22 protein-coding genes and 1 riboswitch are annotated in these 22677 nt (G+C 64.8%); of the genes, 14 read left to right on the forward strand and 8 right to left on the reverse strand.

The genetic code is table 11. The features are described from left to right. Positions 1-108: 108 nt before the first annotated feature. Genes ABIB99_RS27650 through ABIB99_RS27660 form a run of 3 tightly spaced genes read right to left on the reverse strand, consistent with a single transcriptional unit; the run spans position 109 to position 2786 of the window. Complete coding sequence (locus ABIB99_RS27650; RefSeq protein ID WP_028151545.1) at positions 109-1497, reverse strand: ATP-binding protein; 1389 nt, start codon at positions 1495-1497, stop codon at positions 109-111. Positions 1498-1515: 18 nt separating this feature from the next. After that, positions 1516-2247, reverse strand: coding sequence for a response regulator (locus ABIB99_RS27655; RefSeq protein ID WP_028169830.1), 732 nt, complete (start codon positions 2245-2247; stop codon positions 1516-1518). Then, positions 2244-2786, reverse strand: a complete 543-nt coding sequence (locus ABIB99_RS27660) for a MarR family winged helix-turn-helix transcriptional regulator (RefSeq protein WP_354178398.1) — start codon at positions 2784-2786, stop codon at positions 2244-2246. The genes ABIB99_RS27655 and ABIB99_RS27660 overlap by 4 nt, the downstream gene beginning before the upstream one ends. Positions 2787-3122: 336 nt before the next feature. Here ABIB99_RS27660 and ABIB99_RS27665 point away from each other — a divergent pair, with 336 nt between their 5' ends. The 5 genes from ABIB99_RS27665 (at position 3123) to ABIB99_RS27685 (ending at position 7388) form a co-directional block, all read left to right on the forward strand. After that, positions 3123-4205, forward strand: coding sequence for a branched-chain amino acid aminotransferase (locus ABIB99_RS27665; RefSeq protein ID WP_354178400.1), 1083 nt, complete (start codon positions 3123-3125; stop codon positions 4203-4205). A gap of 138 nt (positions 4206-4343) precedes the next feature. Next, positions 4344-4868, forward strand: a complete 525-nt coding sequence (locus ABIB99_RS27670) for a YegJ family protein (RefSeq protein ID WP_354178402.1) — start codon at positions 4344-4346, stop codon at positions 4866-4868. 84 nt (positions 4869-4952) lie between these two features. After that, complete coding sequence (gene hisS, locus ABIB99_RS27675) at positions 4953-6473, forward strand: histidine--tRNA ligase (RefSeq protein ID WP_354178404.1); 1521 nt, start codon at positions 4953-4955, stop codon at positions 6471-6473. Between the two features lie 55 nt (positions 6474-6528). Beyond that, entirely contained in the window at positions 6529-6777 is a 249-nt protein-coding gene (locus ABIB99_RS27680) for a tautomerase family protein (RefSeq protein WP_071909549.1), read from the forward strand. 206 nt (positions 6778-6983) lie between these two features. Beyond that, complete coding sequence (locus tag ABIB99_RS27685) at positions 6984-7388, forward strand: thioesterase family protein (RefSeq protein ID WP_282522016.1); 405 nt, start codon at positions 6984-6986, stop codon at positions 7386-7388. A 121-nt stretch (positions 7389-7509) separates the two neighbouring features. Here the strand turns inward: ABIB99_RS27685 and proC are convergent, their stop codons facing one another. Together proC and ABIB99_RS27695 are read right to left on the reverse strand one after the other, a co-directional pair. Further along, on the reverse strand, positions 7510-8346 hold the full coding sequence (proC, locus tag ABIB99_RS27690) for a pyrroline-5-carboxylate reductase (RefSeq protein WP_354178407.1): 837 nt from the start codon (positions 8344-8346) through the stop codon (positions 7510-7512). A 191-nt stretch (positions 8347-8537) separates the two neighbouring features. Further along, positions 8538-9038: a type III secretion system chaperone family protein gene (locus ABIB99_RS27695; RefSeq protein WP_028151553.1), complete on the reverse strand. Its 501-nt coding sequence runs from the start codon at positions 9036-9038 to the stop codon at positions 8538-8540. Between the two features lie 387 nt (positions 9039-9425). After that, positions 9426-9601: riboswitch (FMN riboswitch) on the forward strand. A 74-nt stretch (positions 9602-9675) separates the two neighbouring features. On the opposite strand from ABIB99_RS27695, the gene ABIB99_RS27700 reads away from it, so the two are divergent. From ABIB99_RS27700 to ABIB99_RS27740, 9 genes are all read left to right on the forward strand, one after another. Beyond that, complete coding sequence (locus ABIB99_RS27700) at positions 9676-10233, forward strand: 6,7-dimethyl-8-ribityllumazine synthase (protein ID WP_071909551.1); 558 nt, start codon at positions 9676-9678, stop codon at positions 10231-10233. Between the two features lie 100 nt (positions 10234-10333). Continuing rightward, the gene (locus tag ABIB99_RS27705) at positions 10334-11536 is read left to right on the forward strand and encodes an MHYT domain-containing protein (RefSeq protein ID WP_354178732.1); all 1203 of its coding nucleotides are present in this window, start codon (positions 10334-10336) and stop codon (positions 11534-11536) included. A gap of 363 nt (positions 11537-11899) precedes the next feature. Continuing rightward, positions 11900-12763, forward strand: coding sequence for an FAD binding domain-containing protein (locus ABIB99_RS27710; protein ID WP_354178410.1), 864 nt, complete (start codon positions 11900-11902; stop codon positions 12761-12763). Between the two features lie 12 nt (positions 12764-12775). Then, positions 12776-13276, forward strand: coding sequence for a (2Fe-2S)-binding protein (locus ABIB99_RS27715; RefSeq protein WP_063985567.1), 501 nt, complete (start codon positions 12776-12778; stop codon positions 13274-13276). Beyond that, complete coding sequence (locus ABIB99_RS27720; RefSeq protein ID WP_354178413.1) at positions 13273-15693, forward strand: aerobic carbon-monoxide dehydrogenase large subunit; 2421 nt, start codon at positions 13273-13275, stop codon at positions 15691-15693. The genes ABIB99_RS27715 and ABIB99_RS27720 overlap by 4 nt, the downstream gene beginning before the upstream one ends. 151 nt (positions 15694-15844) lie before the next feature. Continuing rightward, positions 15845-16711, forward strand: coding sequence for an AAA family ATPase (locus tag ABIB99_RS27725; protein ID WP_354178415.1), 867 nt, complete (start codon positions 15845-15847; stop codon positions 16709-16711). Continuing rightward, entirely contained in the window at positions 16708-17916 is a 1209-nt protein-coding gene (locus ABIB99_RS27730) for a vWA domain-containing protein (RefSeq protein WP_354178417.1), read from the forward strand. Before ABIB99_RS27725 ends, ABIB99_RS27730 begins: the two co-directional genes overlap by 4 nt. A gap of 11 nt (positions 17917-17927) precedes the next feature. After that, positions 17928-18767 carry an XdhC family protein gene (locus tag ABIB99_RS27735; RefSeq protein WP_354178419.1) on the forward strand — a complete coding sequence of 280 codons (840 nt, stop codon included), beginning with the start codon at positions 17928-17930 and terminating at the stop codon, positions 18765-18767. 10 nt (positions 18768-18777) lie between these two features. Next, positions 18778-19236, forward strand: a complete 459-nt coding sequence (locus ABIB99_RS27740) for an SRPBCC family protein (RefSeq protein ID WP_354178734.1) — start codon at positions 18778-18780, stop codon at positions 19234-19236. A 114-nt stretch (positions 19237-19350) separates the two neighbouring features. Here ABIB99_RS27740 and ABIB99_RS27745 read toward each other — a convergent pair whose 3' ends face one another. From ABIB99_RS27745 to ABIB99_RS27755, 3 genes are all read right to left on the reverse strand, one after another. Further along, complete coding sequence (locus tag ABIB99_RS27745; RefSeq protein ID WP_354178421.1) at positions 19351-20385, reverse strand: D-alanine--D-alanine ligase family protein; 1035 nt, start codon at positions 20383-20385, stop codon at positions 19351-19353. Continuing rightward, positions 20382-21410 carry a putative zinc-binding metallopeptidase gene (locus ABIB99_RS27750; protein WP_063985560.1) on the reverse strand — a complete coding sequence of 343 codons (1029 nt, stop codon included), beginning with the start codon at positions 21408-21410 and terminating at the stop codon, positions 20382-20384. The genes ABIB99_RS27745 and ABIB99_RS27750 overlap by 4 nt, the downstream gene beginning before the upstream one ends. A 216-nt stretch (positions 21411-21626) precedes the next feature. Next, positions 21627-22580 carry a ribose-phosphate pyrophosphokinase gene (locus tag ABIB99_RS27755; RefSeq protein ID WP_028151562.1) on the reverse strand — a complete coding sequence of 318 codons (954 nt, stop codon included), beginning with the start codon at positions 22578-22580 and terminating at the stop codon, positions 21627-21629. Between the last annotated feature and the right edge of the window lie 97 nt (positions 22581-22677).

Here is a 22677-nt window from a genome sequence, read left to right on the forward strand (position 1 = left end):
CTACAGATCTTCGCAGGCATTGCCAGGACCAAGGCCTTCTCTCCTGACGTCTTCAGCCTCAAAAGCCGATAACGCAACAGGCCCACAAGGGGAGAAGGAAGAGCAAAGCTACACCGGTATCCTGACGCTCGCCCTTAATCCCCCCATCGGGCTGTCGCCGAGGGTGATGTCGCCGCCATGCGAGCGCGCGATGTCGCGGGCGATGGCTAGCCCCAAGCCCGTGCCGCCTTCGTCCTGGTTGCGGGCGTTGTCGAGCCGGAGGAACGGCTTGAACACCTCTTCGCGCAAGTGTGCGGGAATGCCGGGGCCGTCGTCCTCCACCGTGACGGTCAAATAACGGTGATCGCGCTGGCCGTTGATGGCGATGCTCTTGCCGTAGCGCGCCGCGTTGGTGACGAGGTTGGCGAGGCAGCGCTTGAACGAGGCCGGCTTCACGGTCACCACGGGCAGGCCGTGGAACGCGACGGTCGCGGTGTGGCCGTGGCGCTCGGCGTCGCTGCGCAGCTCCTCGAGCGCCTGCGCCATGTCGGTCGGCTGCGACTGCTCGCCGGAATCGCCGCGGGCAAACGCAAGGTAGTCCTCCAGCATCATCGACATCTCGTCGACGTCCTTGCGCATGCCCTCGAGCTCTGGGTTGTCGCCAATCAGCGCCAGCTCGAGCTTGAACCGGGTCAGGATGGTGCGCAGATCGTGACTGACGCCGGCAAGCATCGCGGTGCGCTGCTCCATCGTGCGCTCGATGCGTGACTTCATCTCGAGGAAGGCGACCGCCGCGCGCCGTACCTCGCGCGCGCCGCGCGGCCTGAAGTTCGGCGCCTCGCGGCCCTTGCCGAAACTTTCGGCGGCGTCTGCCAGCCGCAGGATCGGCTTGATCTGGTTGCGCAGGAACAGCACCGCGACGATCAGGAGGATCGAGGACGTGCCGACCATCCAGAACAGGAATATCTCCGAGTTCGAGGCATAGGCGGCGCTGCGCTGCGCGAACACGCGCATCACGGCATCGTCGAGCTGGATCCGGATCTCGACGAGGTTGGAGCGGCCGACGGTGTCGATCCAGAACGAGCGTCCGATCTGGCGACCGAGCTGCACCGACAGCGTCTGGTCGAGCAGCGAGAAGAACGGTTTTGGGCCCGGCGGCGGCATGTCGCCGGCGGGCAGGAAGTCCACCACGAGGCCGAGGCGCTGCTGGGCGATGCGGCGGATCTCGTTGCGGTCCTTGTCCTGCGGATAGCCCTTGTAGACGTCGATCAGTGCGGCGATGTCCTGCACGACAGCGGCCGACAGGCGGCGCGTCACCGTGTTCCAGTGCCGCTCCATGAACACGAAGGCGACGACCGATTGCAGGATCACCATCGGTACGATCATGATCAGCAGCGCACGCGCATAGAGGCCGGTCGGCATCCAGCCCTTGAACGCGTTGCCCATCCAGCCATTGGCGGCGGAGACGCGGCCGGCGGCGCTCTTCAACAGCGTCAGGCCGGTATCGATCGTGCTCATCGGTCGCGCTTCACTGCTTTATGGCGAGGCCACCAGGCGGTAGCCGATCCCGCGCACCGCCTGGAGGAACAGCGGATTGGCGGGATCGGTCTCGATCTTGCGCCTGAGGCGGTTGATCTGCACGTCGACGGCGCGCTCGTTGACGCTGCCATTGCCGGTGAGCGCGCTGCGCGGCACAGTCTCACCCGGCGTTTCCGAGAGAATCCGCAACATCTCGCGTTCGCGGTCGGTGAGGTGAATGACCTCCTCTCCCTGGCGCAGTTCGCCGCGATCGAGATGGTAGACGTAAGGGCCGAACGCGATCTTCTCCACCGCGGCGGTTTGCGGCGGCGGTGCGGCGCGCTTGAGGATGTTGTTGATGCGCAGCGCAAGCTCGCGCGGCTCGAACGGTTTTGCCACGTAATCGTCGGCGCCGATCTGCAGGCCTTCGATGCGGGCTTCGGCCTCGTGCCGCGCCGTCAGCATCACGATCGGCACCGAGGATGAGGTCCGGATGAAGCGGGCGAGGTCGAAGCCGGTCTCGCCGGGCATCATGACGTCGAGGATCAGGAGATCGAAATGCAGGCCCATGAGCTTCGAGCGTGCATCGCCGGCGCTTGCCGCGGTGGTGACGCGATAGCCTTCGCTGGCGAGGAAGCGCGACAATAGATCGCGGATGCGGCGGTCGTCGTCGACCAGCAGCAGATGCGGCGCATCGTCGGCCGGTTCTACCGGCGGGCGGGCGAGCGTGGCAGCGAACGGCACGTTCACTCCTTTCCGTCCTGATTGACGTTGGCGAAGATCGTCTCCAGCACCTTGTCCGGATCGTCGCGGTCGATCATCGCGCGCAGGAAGCGCTTGACGGTATCGGCTTCCTGCGGCGCCAGCTCGGCGAGCGCCTTGGTGATCCGCGTGGTCTGGAGCCCGGCGAGCTTCTGCACCAGCGCCTCGCCCTTCGGCGTCGCGTAGAGCAGGCGCTGGCGGCGGTCATTGTCGCCGGTCTTCTGCACGATATAGCCCTCGTCCAGGAGCTGCTTGAGTACGCGGCCAAGCGACTGCTTGGTGATGCGCAGGACATCGAGCAGGTCGGCGACCTTGAGGCCGGGATAGCGATAGACGAAATGCATGACCCGGTGGTGGGCCCGGCCGAAGCCGAAAGCCTCCAGCTCCTGGTCGGGATCGCCGACGAAATCACGATAGGCGAAGAACAGCAGTTCGATGATATCCCAGCGCAAATTGCCTCCATCGCCTGCGGCCGGCCGCGGCTCGGCTGCGTCTTGAGAGGGAGTTGCGAAATTTATGTCAGGCATATTGACGTATCTTGGGTTCAATGTTACAAAACGATTAGCCCGCACGAAATTTTAGATCGCTTCGCGTCGGGTGGCAGTTCTAGGAGCGGCCGGAGAGAGTCGGACAGGCGGCGACGGCCGAAGCAGATCTACCGTGCGATTGTCGAGCGGCATTTCGGCAAAACATACTGGACTTCCGCCTTCCGCAAAAGCATGTCCTCGGCGACATGCTGGCCACGGAAACCGGCCGTAACAAGGCTGGCGGCGGTCCAGCCACAACCTAATCAAGCCAGCCGGGCCCAAACAGGGCAGGCGGGCGCCAGAACAGCGCCGCTACCGGCAGCGGGAGGCAAGGACATGAGTATGAAATTCGACATCCAGCCCGCATCCAATCCGACATCCGAGAAGGACCGCGTCGCCAAGCTGGTGGATCCCGGCTTCGGTCGGGTTTTCACCGATCACATGGCGATCGTCCGCTACAACCAGGCCAAGGGCGGCTGGTACGAAGCGCGCATCGAGGCGCGCGCCAACTTCCAGCTCGATCCGGCCGGCGCGGTCCTGCACTACGCGCAGGAAATCTTCGAAGGCCTCAAGGCCTACAAGCGTGACGACGGCGGCGTGAACCTGTTCCGCCCCGACGCCAATGCGCGCCGCTTCAAGGATTCCGCCGACCGCATGGCGATGGCGCAGCTGCCCGAGGACGTCTTCATCGAGGCGGTCGAGCAGGTCGTGCGCATCGATCGCGCCTGGATGCCGGGCGGCGAGGGCAGCCTTTATCTGCGCCCCTTCATGATCGCGAGCGAGACCTTCCTCGGCGTCAAGCCGTCGTCCGAATACATCTTCGCGGTGATCGCTTCGCCGGTTGGCTCCTATTTCAAGGGCGGACCTGCGCCGGTCTCGATCTGGGTCTCGGAGAACTACACCCGCGCCGCGATCGGCGGCACCGGTGCCGTCAAGTGCGGCGGCAATTACGCGGCGAGCCTGCGTGCGCAGGCCGAAGCGATCCAGCACGGTTGCGATCAGGTCGTCTTCCTCGACGCGGTCGAGCGCCGCTACATCGAGGAGCTCGGCGGCATGAACGTCTTCTTCGTGTTCGAGGACGGCTCGCTCTCGACGCCGCCGCTCGGCACGATCCTGCCCGGCATCACCCGCGACTCCATCATCGCGCTCGCGAAGGATGCCGGCAAGACGGTGCGCGAGGAGCCGTACTCGCTCGACCAGTGGCGCAAGGATGCGGCGAGCGGCAAGCTGAAGGAAGCGTTCGCCTGCGGCACCGCTGCCGTGATCTCGCCGATCGGCAAGGTGCGCTCGGTGAGCGGCGATTTCGACATCAGCGGCGGCGTCGCCGGCCCCGTCGCCATGGGCCTGCGCAAGCAGCTCATCGACATCCAGTACGGCCGCACCAACGATCCGCACAACTGGATCCGCAAGGTGTTTTGATCGACGGCGATTACGTTTCCCCTCTCTCACAAGGGAGAGGGGAAACGCGCAACGTTTGTGGCTTTTCGCGCTATGAACGTGCGGCTGCCGACACGCGACAAAGCCAGGAGACATCGAAGCATCCTGGACATCGCGAACATGGCAACAAAACTCTCCCAGCCCATGAAATGGGTCGTTCTCGCCGCAATCACCGGCGTCAGCGTTTTCGGCATCCTGACCATCGGGCCCATGCCGGAGGTCGTCGCACAAGACCGCTCGCCGATCGTCGACGTGCGCACCACCGATCCCGAGATGAACACCGCGATCGCGCGCGCCCGCGGCACGCTTCCCACCTTCTGGGCGTCCTATGACGCGCCAAAGCCGTCGGAGACCGGGCACGCCTTGAAGGTGCGCTTTTCGACCCGCAGGGGCGGAGAGCATATCTGGATCGGCGACGTGAAGAAGCTGCCGAACGCCACCTATTCGGGCCTCTTCGCCAACGAGCCGCGCGATCTGCCGGGCAAGCGGGCCGGCGATGCGGTCAAGTTCAGCGAAGCCGACATTTCAGACTGGATGTTCATGCGCAACGGCAAGATCGTCGGCGGCCAGACCATCAAGCCGACGCTGAAGTCGCTGCCAAAGGCGGACGCGGATGCCCTGCGGGCCCGGATGGAGCAGCCGTAGATTCTCTTCCCCTCTCCCCGCAAGCGGGGCGAAGTAAAGCGAACTTCGGTTGCCGCACCGCGCGTCGGCTGGTAAACGCCGCGCATGGCCGAGAAACCCAAAAAACCCCAGAAACTGAAGGCGCGCCTGCCGCGCGGGCTCGAGGATCGCGATCCCGCCGCGATCCGGGCGACGCGCGAGATGGTCGAGAAGATCCGCGCCGTCTACGAGCTCTACGGGTTCGAGCCCGTGGAAACGCCGGCGATGGAATACACTGATGCGCTCGGCAAGTTCCTGCCCGACCAGGACCGTCCGAACGAGGGCGTGTTCTCGTTCCAGGACGATGACGAGCAGTGGATCAGCTTGCGCTACGATTTGACCGCGCCGCTCGCCCGCTATGTCGGCGAGCGATACGGCACCGACGGTCTGGTCCTGCCCTACCGCAGCTACCGCGTCGGCTACGTGTTCCGCAACGAGAAGCCCGGCCCCGGCCGCTTCCGCCAGTTCATGCAGTTCGACGCCGACACGGTCGGCTCGGCGACGCCGGCGGCGGATGCCGAGATCTGCATGATGGCCGCGGACACCATGGAGGCGCTCGGTATTGCGCGCGGCTCCTATGTCGTGAAGGTCAACAACCGCAAAGTGCTCGACGGCGTTCTGGAAGCCATCGGGCTCGGCGGTGACGAGAATGCCGCGCGCAGACTGACTGTGCTGCGCGCGATCGACAAGCTCGACAAGTTTTCCGCCGACGAAGTGCGCAAGCTGCTCGGTCCCGGACGATGGGATGGCGGCGAAGAAGGCAAGGGCGACTTCACGAAAGGCGCCAATTTGAGCGAAGCTGAAGCCGACGTCGTTCTCGCCATCACCAAACCGCGCGACGATTGGAAAGACGCGATCGCCGCGGCGGAAACTTACCTCGCCAAGAGCGAGATTGGTCAGGCCGGCGTCAGCGAGCTGGAAGAGATTGCCAAGCTGGTCACGGCGTCGGGTTACGGCGCGGACCGCATCAAGATCGATCCCTCCGTCGTGCGCGGCCTCGAATATTATACCGGCCCTGTCTACGAGGTCGAACTCCTGCTCGAGACCAAGGACGAGAAGGGCCGGCCGGTGCGGTTCGGCTCGGTCGGAGGCGGCGGACGTTACGACGGCCTCGTCTCGCGCTTCCGCGGTGAGCCGGTGCCGGCGACCGGGTTCTCGATCGGCGTGTCCAGGCTCCAGGCCGCGCTGACGCTGCTCGGCAAGCTCGACACGCGGCCCGAGTTCGGCCCCGTCGTCGTCACCGTGTTCGATCGCGACCGCGTCGCCGACTATCAGAAAATGGTGGCGTCGTTGCGCGCTGCCGGCATTCGTGCCGAGCTCTATCTCGGCAATCCCAAGAACATGGGCAACCAGCTCAAATATGCCGACCGCCGCAACTCACCTTGCGTGATCATCCAGGGCTCGGATGAAAAGGCGCGCGGCGAGCTGCAGATCAAGGATCTGATCGAAGGCGCCAAGGCCGCCGCCGCCATCGCCTCCAACCAGGAGTGGCGCGAGAGCCGCCCGGCGCAGTTCTCGTGCAGCGAAGCCGACCTCGTCGCAAAGGTGCGCGAAGTCCTGGGCCGCCATGACGTAAAGTGGGGATAGCCATTCCGGAAGGCCGTCACGCCCGGGCTTGTCCCAGGCATCCACGTCTTGTTTGATGGCGACCGTCAATGGCCGGTGTTCGGCCGCAAGGGAGAGAACGATGCCTGAGATTACCGTCAGCATGGCCGAAGGCCGCACCGACGAGCAGAAGGCCGGCATGATGCGCGACATCACCCAGGCCCTGGTGAAGAATCTCGGTGTCGATGCCGATGCCGTCGTCATCCAGATCAACGAAGCCCCGCTCCGTCACAAGATGAAGGGCGGCAAGACCTTTGTTGAGCGCGCGGCGGCTGCGAAGAAATAGCCAGCGCTATATCGGCAGTCTCCACTGTAGTCCCCGCCGAGTGCGCAATTGCGCACGAAAGCGGGGACCCATAACCACAGGCAGTGGTTATTTGGCGAGCTGGTAACTCGGAGTCTTCGCCAAACTACTCCCTGTGGTTATGGGTCCCGGACCAGCGCTCCGCTTCGCTGCGCTTGTCCGGGACGACAGCGGAGTTTGAGGCCCCCATGGACGCACGCGACTTCATCAAGGTCGGCATGAGCGCCGAGCGCACGCTGGTGGTGCCGGCTGAGCGGACGGTCGGGCATTTCGTGCCCGGCATGCCCATGGTCTATGCGACGCCGATGATGATCCTGGAGATGGAGATGACGTCGGGCGACGCGATCCGCGCCGCGCTTCAGCCGGGCTGGGTCACCGTCGGCACCGAAGTCGATATCCGCCACCTCGCAGCCGCTCTCGTCGGCGCGACGGTGCGGACCACCGCGAAGGTGGTCGCGGTCGAGCGCCGCGTCATCCGCTTCGAGGTCGAGGCGTTCGAGGGCACGCGCAGGCTCGGCGAGGGCCGCCATGCGCGCGGGCTCGTGAATGTCGAGATGTTCAACAAGCGGCTAGCCGCAGGCTCGAAACTGTAGGGTGGGTTAGCCGAAGGCGTAACCCACCACTTCTGCCGCCGCGGAAATAGAAGCGGTGGGTTACGCCAAGCGGTCTGCGCTTCGCGCAGTCCGCAGGGCTAACCCACCCTACGACACCTCGCTATTTCGCCAACTCCTTCGACCGCTTCGTCGCGGCCGCGATCGCGCGGATCATCAGATCGCGCAAGCCCGGCTCGCCCATCAGCACGCCGAGTGCTGCGGCGGTGGTGCCGCCCGGCGAGGTGACGTTCTGGCGCAGCGTGCTGGAGGGAAGCTCTGACTGATGCAGAAGCTCACCAGAGCCCGCGACGGTTTCGCGTGCAAGCTTCGTCGCCAGCGCCTCGGGCAGTCCGGCCTCGACGCCGGCGCGCGCGAGCTCTTCGGCGAGCAGGAACACATAGGCCGGGCCTGAGCCGGACACCGCGGTGACCGCATCCATCAGGCCTTCATCCTCGACCCATTCGACCGAGCCGGTGGCACGCAGCAGCGCATCGGCTACCGCGCACTGCGTGGTGCTGACGTTCTTCGCCGCGACGGCGACCGTGATGCCGCGACCGATCGCGGCCGGCGTGTTCGGCATCGCGCGCACCACGGCGCCACCGCAGACCTCTTCGAGCGATGCGATCGTGGTTCCCGCCATGATCGAGACCACCGAGGTCTTGGCGGAGACGAATTGCTTCAGCCTGGCGCCGGCCTCGCGGAACATCTGCGGCTTCACCGCGACGACCAGCGTCTCGACCGTACCGACGGCGCTGACATCGGGATTGAGCGCAACGCCGTTGGCGGCAAGAGCGGTGATCTCAGGTGAGATGTGCGGATCGATCACCGCGACGCGACGCGGGTCGAGTCCGCCCGAAAGCCATCCGGTCAGCATCGCGCCGCCCATCTTGCCGGCGCCGGCGAGGAGGATGGTGCCGGTGATGTTCTTGAGAGTGCTGCTGTCTGCCACTGTGGTCACCACAAACAAAGGTGTCGTCCCGGCGAAGGCCGGGACCCATAACCACAGGCGGTTCTAGTGGATGGAGGGCGGAGCAACAAGCATCGCGCGATACGGAGACATCACGCGGTATGGGTCCGGATCTGCGCTCCCCTTGTCCGGGACGATGCTGAGGAGGGGGCGCGCGCCCCTCACGATCTTGGAGAGAGGCCTTACGCCTCTCCCACCGTGTCGAACATCGCCGCGTCCATCGCCTGTGCGGTGGTCTTGCCGGCCCACACCACGAACTGGAACGCGGGAAAGTAGCGCTCGCAGGCATGGATGGCGCCGGCGAGCATGGCTTCGCATTGCGCGGTCGAGGCGGTGAGCCCGCCCGGCAGCACCAGCGCCTGGCGGTGCATGATCATGCCGGTGTTGGTCCACAGGTCGAAATGGCCGACCCACAATTGCTCGTTGACCGCAGCGACCAGCCGTTGCACTTCGCCTCGCCGCGCAACCGGAATCTTCATGTCGAAGGCGCAAGCCAGATGCAGCGCCTCGATCTCACCCATCCAGGTGAAGGAGATCTGATAGTCGGTCCATTGTCCCTTGGAGACAATCGTGAGCTCGTCTTCGCCGGAGCGTTCGAACGGCCAGTTGTTGCTGGCAGCGATGTCCTCGACCACCGCGAGCGGGTGATTTCTGGAATCGATAGTGCCTTCGAGCAGGGACATTCCGTCTCGACCTCTTGCCTTTTTGTTGTCTTTGATACGCACGCGGTCGGCCCGGCGCGCTCCCTCAACGTCGCTGTCGCGATCCCCTCGGATCAGCGCGAGCCTGTCGCGGATCAAGTGATGTGATTTGCGGAATCTGCGCAACTGGCTGCCGAGTCCGTCCACAAGCCAGGACTCGTTCGTCCACAGCTCATCTCCGCCACAATTCTTAACGAATGAGAACAAATCGGAATCGGATTCGCCGATGGCGCGCCAATCGTTAATTCCGCCGGGCGAGGCCACACCCGTCATGGCAGCATGGGACCATGCGGTTTTTCATGCGGAACGCGCTTGCTGCGGCCGCCGGGCGGCGTCATATTTCGGGTCAGGCCGTTCATCCCGGGCGGCCGATGTTCTCAGGGCGGGGTGAAAGTCCCCACCGGCGGTAAGGGTCGCAAGGCCCAAGCCCGCGAGCGCCTTCTCCGAGGAATCTTCCTGAAAAGGAATTTTGCCGAAGGGAAGGGTCAGCAGATTCGGTGCAACTCCGAAGCCGACGGTTAAAGTCCGGATGAAAGAGAACGGTCGGTGGCAGACGCATCGCAAGGTGCGGCTGCTTGTCGTTCCGTGTGCCCTGATTCTGGTCCTTTGAAGGAAAGCCATGAATCAGATGTTGCAAGACCCCCAAACCGAAACTTCCGAAGTCACCCAACCGCCGGTTCCGCAGGATCCGGCACCCGAGCATCCGCGCTTCGCGAAACCGCAGCGGGTGGCCTTCGTGCAGGCCTGCTGGCACCGCGACGTGGTCGAGGAGGCCCGCATCGCCTTCGTGAAGGAGGCGGCCGCACGTCACCTCAATCATGTCGACGTGTTCGAGGTGCCGGGCTCGTTCGAGATCCCGCTGCATGCGCAGATCCTCGCCAAGACGCGGCGCTACACCGCGATCGTCGCGGCGGGCCTCGTTGTCGACGGCGGCATCTACCGCCACGAGTTCGTCGCCGACACCGTGATCAAGGCGCTGATGGACGTGCAGCTGCGCACCGAGGTGCCGGTGTTCTCGGCGGTGCTGACGCCGCAGCAATTCCACGAGACTGAGGTGCATTACGATTTCTTCCGCAGGCATTTTGCGATCAAGGGCGTCGAGGTCGCCGCAGCCTGTGCCGAGACATTGCTCGGTCTGGAGCGCCTGCGCGGTCAGGTCGCGGCGGGCATCGTGTAGCCGTCCGCTCACACGCCGCTGATTGTCAATCCCGTCGCCGTCCCTATAAAGTCGGCGGCGGGAGGAGGCCGTGCCGTGGAGACGGGCGGCCGACAAGATCATGTTCGAAGGACACGATCCCTATCTCGTCGCGCTCTCTGTGGCGGTCGCGAGTCTGGGTGGCTATACCGGCTTTGCGCTTGCTGCTCGCATCCGCAACACGCCCGGCGTCAGCAACCGCGTTCTGCTCGCGGGTGCGGCGGCATTTCTGGCCGTCGGCATCTGGACCATGCATTTCGTCGGCATGCTGGCCGCGCCGCTGCCACCGGACACGGTCTATCTCGTTCTTCCCACCATCATCTCGTTCCTGATCTGCGCGCTGGTGGTCGGCATCTCCTTGTTCTTTGTCTCGATTGGCGAGCCATCCCTGAAGCGGGTGGCGTCGTCGGCAGTCCTGCTCGGCGTCGGCATCGCCAGCATGCATTATGTCGGCATCCATGGCCTCGCCGGTCATTTCAGTATCGTCCACGACCGGACCATGGTGCTGCTCTCGGTCGCGGTGGCGATCGTCACGGCCTATGGCGGCCTGCGCGCCTTCCTGGCGCAGCAGGAGGGCGTCCGGCTGATCGTCAGCTCGATTGTTTTTGGCGTCGCCGTCTCCGGCATGCATTATACCGCGATGCTGGGTATGCATTTCGAGCCGCTGACCGGTGCGGCGCATCACCACGCCGGCGGCGGCCTTGCCGCGTCGCAGCAAATCTTGTCGATCATCGTTGCGGTGCTGTGCTTCGTCATCGCAGCCGGCTTCCTGCTGTCGCTGGTTCCCGACCAGCGGCGTCAGACGTCGACCTCTGTTGCCGCCGAACCGGTTGCTTCGCCGGTCGCGGTGGCCGCCATCGAACTGATCGCTGCGCCGGCTGCAGCTCCGCGCCCGGTGGCACCCCTCGGCGGTCTCGGCCAGCCGCCCCGCGCGCCGGTTCCCCGATTGCCGGTCGAGAGCGCCGACGGCACGCACTTCATCGAGACAGCCAATGTCCGCAGCGTCCGGGCCGATGCGCACTACACCCGTGTTCACGACGGCACCCGCGAGCGAATGTGCCCCTGGTCGATCTCGGAGGCCGAGGCGCAGCTCGATCCCTCGCTGTTCCTCCGGGTGCACCGCAGCCATATCGTTGCCATCCCCCATGTCGCATTGGTCCGCAAAGAGGGGGATGGCGCCGTGCTCGAGCTCGACGGCCCGTCGCCGCATCGGGTCCCGGTCAGCCGGGCCAAGATTGCCGAGGTGAAGGCAAGGCTGGGACTGGCGAATAGGCGGCACGCGTAGAGTCGGGCCGCACGGGAGGCGCGCTCTTCCTTACCCTCCCCTGGAGGGGGAGGGTCGCTTCGCATGGAGCGGAGCGTAGTGCGGAGCGGGGTGGGGTGACGGTCCCTCCGCGATGAATACTCCCCGAGTGGAGAGATCACCCCACCCCGCCCGCGCTTCGCGCGGTCGACCCTCCTCCTCCAGGGGAGGGTAAGTGGCCGCCGCCATACGTCGCTACCCCTGACGCAATTCGTGCGTTCCCCGCCGCAACTCGTGCGAAATCCGCTGTTCCGTGCCCGAATGATTGCGGGGCGCCCCTCTCGGAGTGACCGTCCCCTCCAACGTCCGCGCCGTCACGCGCCAGAGGACGACGAGGAGGAGATGATGATCCCAGGCTCATTCAGCTATCACCGGCCGGCGAGTGTCGCCGATGCCGTCAAGCTCTTGGTAGACCTTGGCGAGGATGCCCGGCCGCTGGCCGGCGGGCACAGTCTGGTGCCGATGATGAAGCTTCGGCTCGCCACCCCCGCCCATCTGATCGACCTGCACGGCATCGCCGCCCTCAAGGGCATCAGCCGCGACGGCAACAATCTGGTCATCGGCGCGATGACTACCCAGCACGAGTTGCTGGCCTCGGACGACGTCGCCAAGTCGATGCCAATCCTGCATGAAGCGGCACTGCTGATCGCCGACCCGCAGGTGCGCTACCGCGGCACGATCGGCGGCAATGTCGCCAATGGCGATCCCGGCAATGACATGCCGGCGCTGATGATGACGCTGGGTGCGACGTATCGCCTCGAAGGCCCGGGTGGCTCCCGCGACGTCGCGGCGGCCGACTTCTATCAGGGCGCCTATTTCACCGCGCTCGAGCCCGGCGAGATCCTGACCTCCGTCTTGGTTCCCGTGCCCGCGGCCGGCCACGGCTACGCCTACGAAAAACTCAAGCGCAAGGTCGGAGACTACGCCACCGCCGCCGCCGCCGTGGTTCTCACCATGGCGAGCGGCAAGGTCGCGACCTGCGCGATCGGGCTCACCAACGTCCACGAGACGCCGCTGCTCGCCGCTGACGCCGCCAAGGCCGTGATCGGTACCAGCCTCGACGTCGCCACGCTGAAGAAAGCGGCCGCTGCCGCCGAAGCGATCATGGCGCCAGCCGCGGATGCGCGCGGTCCGGTCGAATACAGAAAACATGTCGGCGGCATCATGGTGACGCGGGCGCTGCAGCGCGCCGCTGCCGTCGCGAAATAAAGGGAGGGATCGATGGCCAAAACACACGTCACCATGAAGGTGAACGGCGCCGAGGTCGAAGGCCTCGTCGAGCCGCGCACGCTGCTGGTGCATTTCATCCGCGAGAATCTGCAGATGACCGGCACCCATATCGGCTGCGAGACGACGCATTGCGGCGCCTGCACCGTCGATATCGACGGCATGTCGGTGAAGTCCTGCACCATGTTTGCGGTGCAGGCTGATGGCAGTGACATCACCACGATCGAAGGCATGGCCAATGCCGACGGCACGCTCTCGGCGCTCCAGGAAGGTTTCCGAATGATGCACGGTCTGCAATGCGGCTTCTGCACGCCCGGCATGATTGTCCGCGCGCATCGGCTGCTGAAGGAAAATCCCTCGCCGAGCGAGCCGGAAATCCGCATGGGCATCTCCGGCAACATCTGCCGCTGCACCGGCTACCAGAACATCGTCAAAGCCATTCAATACGCCGCCGCAAAGATCAACGGCGTGGAATTCCAGGAGGCCGCAGAATGAACGACCTCACTCCCACGCGGGAACAACGCACCGCCGCACTCGAAGGCATGGGCTGCAAGCGCAAGCGCGTCGAGGATATCCGCTTCACCCAGGGCAAGGGCAATTACGTGGACGACGTCAAGCTGCCCGGCATGCTGCACGGCGACTTCGTCCGCTCGCCGCATCCGCATGCGCGCGTCAAGAAGATCGACGACAGCGCGGCGCTAAAGGTGCCCGGCGTGCTCGCGGTCATCACCGCTGAGACGCTGAAGACCGTGAACCTCGCCTGGATGCCGACCTTGGCCGGCGACGTGCAGATGGTTCTGGCCGACGGCAAGGTGCTGTTTCAGAATCAGGAGGTCGCCTTCGTTGTCGCCACCGACCGCTATGCGGCGGATGACGGCATCAACGCGGTCATCGTCGAATACGAGCCGTTGCCGCCACTGGTCGATCCCTTCAAAGCGATGAATGCGGATGCGCCGGTGCTGCGCGAGGACCTCGTCGGCAAGATGTCCGGCGCACATGGTCCGCGCAAGCACGACAACCACATCTTCGAGTGGACCGTCGGCGACAAGGACCTCACAGACGCCGCCTTTAGGAAGGCGGAGGTCACGATCAAGGAGATGATCTCCTATCACCGCACCCATCCGTCGCCGCTCGAAACCTGCCAGTGCGTCTGCTCTTTCGACAAGATCAAGGGCGAGCTGACGATCTACGGCACCTTCCAGGCCCCGCACGTGATCCGCACCGTGGTGGCGCTGATCGCAAAAATTCCGGAGCACAAGATCCACGTGATCGCGCCCGACATCGGCGGTGGTTTCGGCAACAAGGTCGGCGCCTATCCCGGTTATATCTGTGCGGCGGTGGCCTCCATCGTCACCGGCAAGCCGGTGAAATGGGTCGAGGACCGCATCGAGAACCTCACCGCGACCTCGTTCGCGCGCGACTATCATATGACAACCGAGGTCGCCGCGACCAAGGACGGCAAGGTGACGGGCCTGCGTGTGCACGTGCTCGCCGATCACGGCGCGTTCGACGCCTGCGCCGACCCGTCGAAATGGCCGGCCGGCTTCTTCAATATCGTCACGGGATCCTATGACTTCCCGACCGCACATCTGGCTGTCGATGGCGTCTACACCAACAAGGCGCCGGGCGGCGTCGCCTATCGTTGCTCGTTCCGCGTCACGGAGGCCGCCTATTGCATCGAGCGCGCCATGGATATCCTGGCGCAGAAGCTCAACATGGACCCCGCTGAACTCCGGCTGAAGAACTTCATCAAGCCGGAGCAGTTTCCCTATCACTCGGCGCTCGGCTGGGAATACGATTCCGGCGACTACCACACCGCCATGCGCAAGATGATGGAGACGACCGGCTATGCCGCGCTCCGGAAAGAGCAGGCGGAGAAGCGTGTCGCGTTCGCGCGGGGCGAGACCCGCGAGATCATGGGGCTCGGCATCTCCTTCTTCACCGAGATCGTCGGTGCTGGCCCGTCGAAGAACTGCGACATCCTCGGCATCGCGATGTTCGATTCCTGCGAGATCCGCATGCATCCGACCGGTGCCGGCATCGCGCGCATGGGCACCAAGAGCCAGGGCCAGGGTCACGAGACCACCTGGGCCCAGATCATCGCGACCGAGATCGGCATTCCCGCCGACAACATCATGGTGGAGGAGGGCAACACCGACACCGCGCCCTACGGGCTCGGCACCTATGGTTCGCGCTCGACTCCGGTTGCGGGTGCCGCGATCGCCATGGCCGCGCGAAAGATCAAGGCGAAGGCGCAGATGATCGCGGCCTACAAGCTCGAGGTCCACGAAGACGACCTCGAATTCGACATCGACGGCTTCCGGGTGAAGGGCCTGCCGGAAAAATTCATGTCGATGAAGGATATCTGCTGGGCGGCGTACAATTCGGTGCCGCCGGGCATGGAGCCGGGGTTGGAGGCGGTGAGCTATTACGATCCGCCCAACATGACCTATCCGTTCGGTGCCTATCTCTGCGTGATGGACATCGACGTCGATACCGGCGTGTACAAGGTCCGGCGCTTCTATGCGCTGGACGATTGCGGCACCCGCATCAACCCGATGATCATCGAGGGCCAGGTGCATGGCGGCCTCACCGAGGCCTTCGCCATCGCGATGGGCCAGGAGATCCGCTACGACGAGGTCGGTAACGTCGTCACCGGCTCGTTCATGGATTTCTTCATGCCGACTGCGGTGGAGACGCCGCATTGGGAAACCGACTTCACCGTCACCCCGTCGCCGCATCACCCCATAGGCGCCAAGGGCGTCGGCGAAAGCCCGAATGTCGGCGGTGTTCCGGCCTTCTCCAACGCCGTCAACGACGCGTTCTCGTTCCTGGGCAGCACGCACATCCAGATGCCTCATGATTTCTGGCGTAACTGGAAGGCGGCGAAGGATCTCGGGGCGGTGGCGTAGGGATTGGCGAGAGCCGGGCCTTCATCCTTCGAGACGCGGCGTACGCGCCGCTCCTCAGGATGAGGTCATAGACCCTCATGGTGAGGAGCGCGTCTTCGCGCGTCTCGAACCATGAAGGCCACGGAACGTGCGGCATTCAGTTCGAGGACCAATGAAGAATCGAGACGAAATCGCTCAAGCGCTGGCCGCATCGGGCTATATCGCCGATGCGGACCTCGCGACTGCGATCTCGCTGATGCAATTGTTGCGGCGTCCGCTGCTGCTCGAAGGCGAAGCGGGCGTCGGCAAGACGGAAGTGGCGAAAGCACTTGCAAAAGTGCACGCGACCGAGCTGATCCGGCTGCAATGCTACGAGGGCCTCGATCAGTCCTCCGCGCTCTACGAGTGGAATTACCAGCGCCAATTGCTGGTGATCCAGGCCCATCGTGGCAGCGATAGCATCGAGGACCAGGTCTTCTCGGAAAAATATCTCTTGGAGCGTCCCTTGCTCGCGGCGATCCGCCGGCCGAAGGCGCCGGTGCTGCTGATCGACGAAATCGACCGCGCCGACGACGAGTTCGAGGCCTTCCTGCTGGAATTGCTGTCCGACTTCCAGGTCTCGATCCCCGAGCTCGGCACCATTCCCGCAATCACCATCCCGCATGTCGTGCTGACCTCGAACGGCACGCGCGAGCTCTCCGACGCGCTGCGCCGGCGCTGCCTCTATCATTATGTCGACTATCCCGACGTCGACCGCGAGACCCGCATCATCCTGGCGCGCGTCATGGGCGCCAGCCCGTCGCTGTCGCTCCAGATCGCGCGCATGGTCGAGGGTGTGCGCAAGGAGGAGCTGCGAAAAGTCCCCGGTGTCGCGGAGACGCTGGATTGGGCGGCAGCTCTCGTCGGCCTCGACGTAACCAATCTTCACGACGCGCCCGAGACTGTGCATGAGACGCTCGTCTGCCTGTTGAAGACTCACGAAGACCGCGCCCGTGTCACGCCAGAGGTGACGCAGCGCCTGCTGGGAAAGGTCGCATGAGCTGCTGTGGCTCCAGCCCCGGATATGATGACCTCAACGAGGTCTCGCGCCTCGTCTCCGCGAAGCTTGCGGCGTTCCTGCGCACGCTGCGCGAGGCCGGCTTTCGCGTCGGGCTTGCCGAGGGGCAGGATGCGGCGACGCTGATGTCATCGGGCTATGCGGCGCGGCCGGGTCTGCTGCGCGCGGCGTTCAAGCACCTGTTCTCGGCACGCAAATCCGACTGGGACAAGTTCGACGGTCTGTTCGACGCGTTCTGGTTGGGCAAGCGCGTGCGCTCGCGCTCCCGCACGATTGGATCAACACCGGGCGCCAGCAATCCCTCGCTGAAGAGTTTGCAGGATGCCGCGGCAGAGCAGGGCAGTAACCAGTCCGCCGTCGACCAGCTTCCGTCCTTCGACGACGCGCCGGAAGGCCACTCCGGCGAGGGCCGCATGGAAGGTGCTTCACTTGCCGACAATCTTGCCGAGGTCGATTTCAGGAAGCTGAACGACCCAGACCAGGTCGCGCAGGCCCATGAGGCCGCAGCAGCGCTCGCCAAGGCAATGCGCACGCGGCTGACCCGGCGCGATCTCGCGCGCCGGCGCGGCTACCGGCTTGATCTCCGCCGCACCATTCATCGCAACATCAGCCATGGCGGCGTTCCTATCAGCCTGGTGAAACGCCAACGCAAGGACAAGCCGTTGCGGCTGGTCGTGCTGCTCGATGCCTCGGGATCGATGAGCATGTATACCGCCGTGTTCCTGCGCTTCATCCACGGTGTGCTCGACCAGTTCCGCGAGGCCGAGGCGTTCCTGTTCCACACGCGCCTCGCCTACGTCTCCGACGCGATGAAGGAGAAGGACGCCGGCCGCGCGCTCGACCGGCTCTCGATCATGGCGCAAGGCGCGGGTGGCGGCACCAGGATCGGCGAGAGCCTGCAAACCTTCAATCGCTGGCACGCAGCGCGCGTGATCCATTCCCGCAGCTGCGTGATGATCGTGTCCGACGGCTACGAGACCGGGGATGCCGCACTGCTTGGCCGCGAGATGGCGGCGTTGCACCGGCGCTGTCGCCGCATCGTCTGGCTCAACCCGATGATGGCGTGGGAGGGCTACACGCCCGAAGCGCGGGGGATAAGAGCTGCGTTGCCGCATGTCGATCTCTATGCGCCCGCGAATTCGCTGCAAAGCCTGCGAGCGCTCGAACCCTATCTGGCGAAGCTTTGAGGAGGCTTCCGATGACCGCTCATGTCGAAGTGCTTGATGTAGTCGCTCAGATGAAGGCCGCCGAGCGTGCCTTCGTGCTCGCGACGGTGGTGCGCACGGTGTCGGTGACCGCGGCGAAGGCTGGCGCCAAGGCGATCATCGCCGCCGACGGCACCATCGTCGCGGGTTGGATCGGCGGGGGCTGCGCCAAGGGCGCGGTGCTGAAGGCCGCGCGCGAGGCGCTCGCCGATGGCGAGCCGCGCATGGTCTCGGTGCAGCCGGAGAACCTGCTGGCCGAGCTGGGCGTCAGCGCGGGCGAGAGCCGCGACGGCATTCGCTTCGCCAGCAACATGTGCCCGAGCAAGGGCACGATGGATATCTTCGTCGAGCCGGTGCTGCCGCATCCCTCGCTCGTCATTCTCGGTGCGAGCCCGGTGGCGCTGTCACTTGCGGCGCAGGCGCGCGTGCTCGGTTATCACGTCACGCTCGCCGCGCCCGCGGCCGATCGCGCGGCGCAGCCGGATGCCGATGCGGTCGTCGATGGCTATCACCTCGGCGAGCTCAACGACGCAAAGCGCTTCGTCGTGGTCTCGACGCAAGGCAAGGGTGATGAAGCCGCCTTGCGTGCCGCGGTGGCGACCAAAGCCGACTACCACGCCTTCGTCGGCAGCCGCCGCAAGATGGCTTCGTTGCGCGCCAAGCTTCTCGCGGAAGGCGCCAATGCCGCCGCGATCGACGATTTCAAGGCGCCGGCCGGCCTCGATCTCGGCGCGATCACGCCGGAGGAGATCGCAATGTCGATCCTCGCCGAGATCACCAGAGAACGCCGGCGTGGCCAGCGCGCGGCCAATCAAACAGCAAGCAGAGAGTGAGACACCGATCATGCAGATGAACGACAGCCAGCGTATCCCCGCCTCACGCGAGCAGGTGTGGGCGGCGCTGAACGATCCCGCTGTGCTGAAGCAGTGCATCCCCGGCTGCCAGTCGCTCGATGTGACCGCGCCGAACGAGATGACCGCGACGGTGGTCTTCAAGGTCGGCCCGGTGAAGGCGACGTTCAGCGGCAATGTGACGCTTTCCGATTTCGATCCGCCCAACAGTTACCGTATCTCAGGAGAGGGCTCCGGCGGCGTCGCCGGCTTTGCCAAGGGTGGCGCGGTGGTGCGGCTGGAATCCGAGAGCGCCGACGTGACGGTGTTGCATTATGAAGTCGATGCGCAGATCGGCGGCAAGCTCGCGCAGTTGGGAGCGCGGCTGATCAATTCGACCGCGACGAAGCTGGCGGGGGAGTTCTTCAAGTCATTTGCGGACGTGGTGAGCGCGAAGGTCGAGGCGCAATAGGTCTCGTAGGGTGGGCAAAGCGTAAGCGTGCCCACCATTCTCTATCGCAAACAAAGAACGTGGGCACGGCGCTTTGCGCCTTTGCTCACCCTACGATAGTCGCGCAAGCCGCCATCATCCCAACGACACCCCCGCCTTGGCCCGGCTGATCCCCAGCGTCAGGATGCGCTGCAGGAGATCCGGATATTTGAGCCCGGCATGTTGGGCCGCCGTGGCGAACTCCTGGCTCTTGGCGATCTCGGGGTTGGGATTGGCTTCGATGAAATACGGTGTGCCGTCGGCGGCGAGACGAAAATCGATGCGTGCGTAGCCGTCGAGGCCAAGCGCCCGGTAGATGCGCTTCGCGGCGCGCTGGATGCGCGCGGTGACTTCGGGCGCGAGGTCCTTCGCCGGCCCGTCGACGATGCCGAGCTTCTCCTGATAGTCGGTGTCGTGCTTGGCTTTCTCCGTGGCGATGTGGCGTGATCTGCGCCCGCCCATGCTGCCGAATTTCAGTTCCCAAACCGGCAGGACGCGCAGCCGGTTGTTGCCGAGCACGCCGACATAAAGCTCTCGCCCCTCGATGAACTGCTCGGCGATGGCGGCGGATTCGACCCGCTCGTGGATGAAGGCGACGCGCTCCACGAGCTTCTCGTCGGTATCGACGATCGAGGCCTGCGAGATGCCGAAGGACCCGTCCATGTTCAGGCTCTTGACGATCAGCGGCAGCGCAAGGCGCGTCGGGCGATTCACCTTGCGGCGCATCGGGAAGACGGCGAAGGCCGGCGCCGCGATCCGGCGGTGATGCACCAGCGTCTTGGACAAATCCTTGCCGCGCGCCAGGATCAGGCCGCGCGGATTGCACCCGGTATAAGGGACCTTCATCAGCTCGAGATAGCTGGCGATGTGCTGGTCGTAGGCGACGTTGTTGTGGAATTCCTCCAGCAGCGTGAAGACCACGTGCGGCTTGAATTCTTCGATCGCCTCGCGGATCGGCTTGATCTCGTCCTGCGCACCGAGAGCGCGAACCTCGTGGCCGGCCGCGCGCAAGGTGCTCACCACGTCGTATTCCGTTTTCCACGCGTTGATTTCCTGCGGTGTGTATCCGTCGGAGGAGTCCGGAGGCATGAAGTCCGGATGCATCAGCACCAGAATGCGTGAGCGTCTCATAGCGCGATCCATTTGCGCCGAGACGGGCCAAACAGCGCGTGCATCGTCTTGGCGGTCACGAGGACGGTGAAATCGAGAACGAGCTTCTGTTCGGGGCCGACGGCGCGCAGATCGAGCTCACGGCAGCGGGAGATCATATCATCGAGCACGGCATCGAGCGTGAGCTGGTTCTCGCCCGTCCACCGCGCGACCAGCTGCCTGATCTGCGCGCGGTGCCGCCTGATCAGGGCCGAAGCCGGCTTTGAGCGGTGATGCCGTGGATCGGCTGAAAACAGCCGGGAGAGGTCGCGGTCGTAGGTCTTCGGCGCTGTGAAGGCGTAGAACGCCTGCTTCTTCTTGTAGTGGTCTTCGAGCGTCTGGCTGAGCCGGCCCAGCGTATCGACACGCTCCCGCGTCGTGATCAGCGGCCGCTTTCCCGCAATCTCGTGCATCAGTTCGTCGACATATTCGAGCTTCTTCAGCGCCGGCCATCCGGCATATCGCGTCCGCCAGTTCGAGCGTGGCCGCAGCCACACCGCGAAGGTCTCGGCGAAGTCTTCATCCGGATGGCTTTGCGCGTACCACAGCCGGAGGTGCTGGACGTAGCGCCTGCTGGCAGGATTGGGCCGGTAGTAGCGCGGGTAGTGTTTCGACGACGGGCCGAACAGCTGCTGCCAGCGCCGGCGGCGCTGCAGCTGATAGCCGTGCTGCACGGCATGGCCGGCCTCGTGACGGAGGATACCCATGCACTCGCGCCAGGTTCCGCCCTCGACGTCGAACATCATCTTCTTCTCGAGCTTCATCAGACGGGGATGGGCGAGATAGAAGGGGATGGCGATGCCCGGCACATCGCCCGGACTGAACCATTCGCTCGAGATCCATGTGTGCGGTCGCAGCCGGATGCCCCGCTCTTCGAGCTCCTCATGGAGCGTGCTGACGCAGTCCTCGAGCCAGGTGCCTTTGACCGTAACCCTCAGGCTGGAGAGGCGCTGCTTGAGCAACTCGTCATCCGACAGCTTCTCCCAGGCAAATTTCCGGCGTGGCATCAGGCATCCAGAGGGCAAAGATGGCTCAGTATCCGGATGATGTCATGGGCCGCAGCCGGCAACAACCCGTGGGGTTTGCGAGGGGGGCTGTGGGGCGTCAGTGCACGAGATCGTAGGGTGGGCAAAGCGCAGCGTGCCCACCGTCCGCGTGCCAAAGAAAAAGGTGGGCGTGGCGCGTCGCGCCTTAGCCCACCCTATGGCATCGCGAAACTTAACCTAGTCGAACAGGCTTGACACCGACTCTTCCGCCGCGGTGCGCGCGATGGCGTCCGAGATCAGGCTGGCGATCGGAAGCGTGCGGATGTTCGGAGCCTTGGTCACCGCCTCCGTCGGCAGGATCGAGTCGGTGATCACGAGCTCCTTCAGCTTCGAGCCCGCGATGCGGGCGGCCGCGCCGCCGGAGAGCACCCCGTGGGTGATGTAGGCGTAGACGTCCTTGGCCCCCTTGGCGATCAGCGCGTCGGCCGCGTTCACCAGCGTGCCGCCGGAGTCCACGATGTCGTCGATCAGGATGCAGGTGTAGCCGGCGACGTCGCCGATCACGTTCATGACCTCGGATTCGCCCGCCCTCTCGCGGCGCTTGTCGACGATCGCGAGCGGGGTGTTGATGCGCTTGGCAAGGCCACGTGCACGCGCCACGCCGCCGACGTCAGGCGAGATCACCATCGTCTTGGAGAGGTCGAACTTGTCCTTGATGTCGCGCACCATCAGCGGCGCCGCGTAGAGATTGTCGGTCGGGATGTCGAAGAAGCCCTGGATCTGGCCGGCATGCAGGTCGAGCGTCATGACGCGGTCGACGCCGGCCTGCGTGATCAGGTTGGCGACGAGCTTGGCCGAGATCGGCGTGCGCGACCCCGATTTGCGGTCCTGCCGGGCGTAGCCGAAATAGGGCAGCACCGCGGTGATGCGGCGTGCCGAGGAGCGGCGCAGCGCATCGGTGATGATCAGCAGTTCCATCAGATGGTCGTTGGCGGGGAACGAGGTCGACTGGATGACGAAGGCATCCGAGCCACGGACGTTCTCCTGGATCTCGACGAAGATCTCCATGTCGGCGAAGCGCCGTACCACCGCCTTGGTCAGCGGCAGGTCGAGGCCTTGCGCGATCGCCTGCGCGAGAGCCGGGTTTGAGTTGCCGGCGACAAGCTTGATGGAGCCGTTCTTGGCCGACATGGACGCTTCCTCCCGCGCTTTGCTGGATACGACGTTCAACATCAGAGAATACCCACTGGAAGCACGGTTACGACGGGCGAGGAAATATCAGGCCGGG

The organism is Bradyrhizobium sp. LA6.1, assembly GCF_040547805.1.
GTDB classification, from domain to species: Bacteria; Pseudomonadota; Alphaproteobacteria; order Rhizobiales; family Xanthobacteraceae; genus Bradyrhizobium; species Bradyrhizobium barranii.

Bases quoted from the DNA above. Each gene is read 5' to 3' on its own strand.
- ABIB99_RS27650 (WP_028151545.1), bottom strand. From the start codon at position 1,497: ATGAGCACGATCGATACCGGCCTGACGCTGTTGAAGAGCGCCGCCGGC.
- ABIB99_RS27660 (WP_354178398.1), bottom strand. From the start codon at position 2,786: ATGCCTGACATAAATTTCGCAACTCCCTCTCAAGACGCAGCCGAGCCG.
- ABIB99_RS27665 (WP_354178400.1), top strand. From the start codon at position 3,123: ATGAGTATGAAATTCGACATCCAGCCCGCATCCAATCCGACATCCGAG.
- ABIB99_RS27670 (WP_354178402.1), top strand. From the start codon at position 4,344: ATGGCAACAAAACTCTCCCAGCCCATGAAATGGGTCGTTCTCGCCGCA.
- hisS (WP_354178404.1), top strand. From the start codon at position 4,953: ATGGCCGAGAAACCCAAAAAACCCCAGAAACTGAAGGCGCGCCTGCCG.
- ABIB99_RS27680 (WP_071909549.1), top strand. From the start codon at position 6,529: ATGGCGACCGTCAATGGCCGGTGTTCGGCCGCAAGGGAGAGAACGATG.
- ABIB99_RS27685 (WP_282522016.1), top strand. From the start codon at position 6,984: ATGGACGCACGCGACTTCATCAAGGTCGGCATGAGCGCCGAGCGCACG.
- ABIB99_RS27695 (WP_028151553.1), bottom strand. From the start codon at position 9,038: ATGTCCCTGCTCGAAGGCACTATCGATTCCAGAAATCACCCGCTCGCG.
- ABIB99_RS27700 (WP_071909551.1), top strand. From the start codon at position 9,676: ATGAATCAGATGTTGCAAGACCCCCAAACCGAAACTTCCGAAGTCACC.
- ABIB99_RS27705 (WP_354178732.1), top strand. From the start codon at position 10,334: ATGTTCGAAGGACACGATCCCTATCTCGTCGCGCTCTCTGTGGCGGTC.
- ABIB99_RS27710 (WP_354178410.1), top strand. From the start codon at position 11,900: ATGATCCCAGGCTCATTCAGCTATCACCGGCCGGCGAGTGTCGCCGAT.
- ABIB99_RS27715 (WP_063985567.1), top strand. From the start codon at position 12,776: ATGGCCAAAACACACGTCACCATGAAGGTGAACGGCGCCGAGGTCGAA.
- ABIB99_RS27720 (WP_354178413.1), top strand. From the start codon at position 13,273: ATGAACGACCTCACTCCCACGCGGGAACAACGCACCGCCGCACTCGAA.
- ABIB99_RS27725 (WP_354178415.1), top strand. From the start codon at position 15,845: ATGAAGAATCGAGACGAAATCGCTCAAGCGCTGGCCGCATCGGGCTAT.
- ABIB99_RS27730 (WP_354178417.1), top strand. From the start codon at position 16,708: ATGAGCTGCTGTGGCTCCAGCCCCGGATATGATGACCTCAACGAGGTC.
- ABIB99_RS27735 (WP_354178419.1), top strand. From the start codon at position 17,928: ATGACCGCTCATGTCGAAGTGCTTGATGTAGTCGCTCAGATGAAGGCC.
- ABIB99_RS27740 (WP_354178734.1), top strand. From the start codon at position 18,778: ATGCAGATGAACGACAGCCAGCGTATCCCCGCCTCACGCGAGCAGGTG.
- ABIB99_RS27745 (WP_354178421.1), bottom strand. From the start codon at position 20,385: ATGAGACGCTCACGCATTCTGGTGCTGATGCATCCGGACTTCATGCCT.
- ABIB99_RS27750 (WP_063985560.1), bottom strand. From the start codon at position 21,410: ATGCCACGCCGGAAATTTGCCTGGGAGAAGCTGTCGGATGACGAGTTG.
- ABIB99_RS27755 (WP_028151562.1), bottom strand. From the start codon at position 22,580: ATGTCGGCCAAGAACGGCTCCATCAAGCTTGTCGCCGGCAACTCAAAC.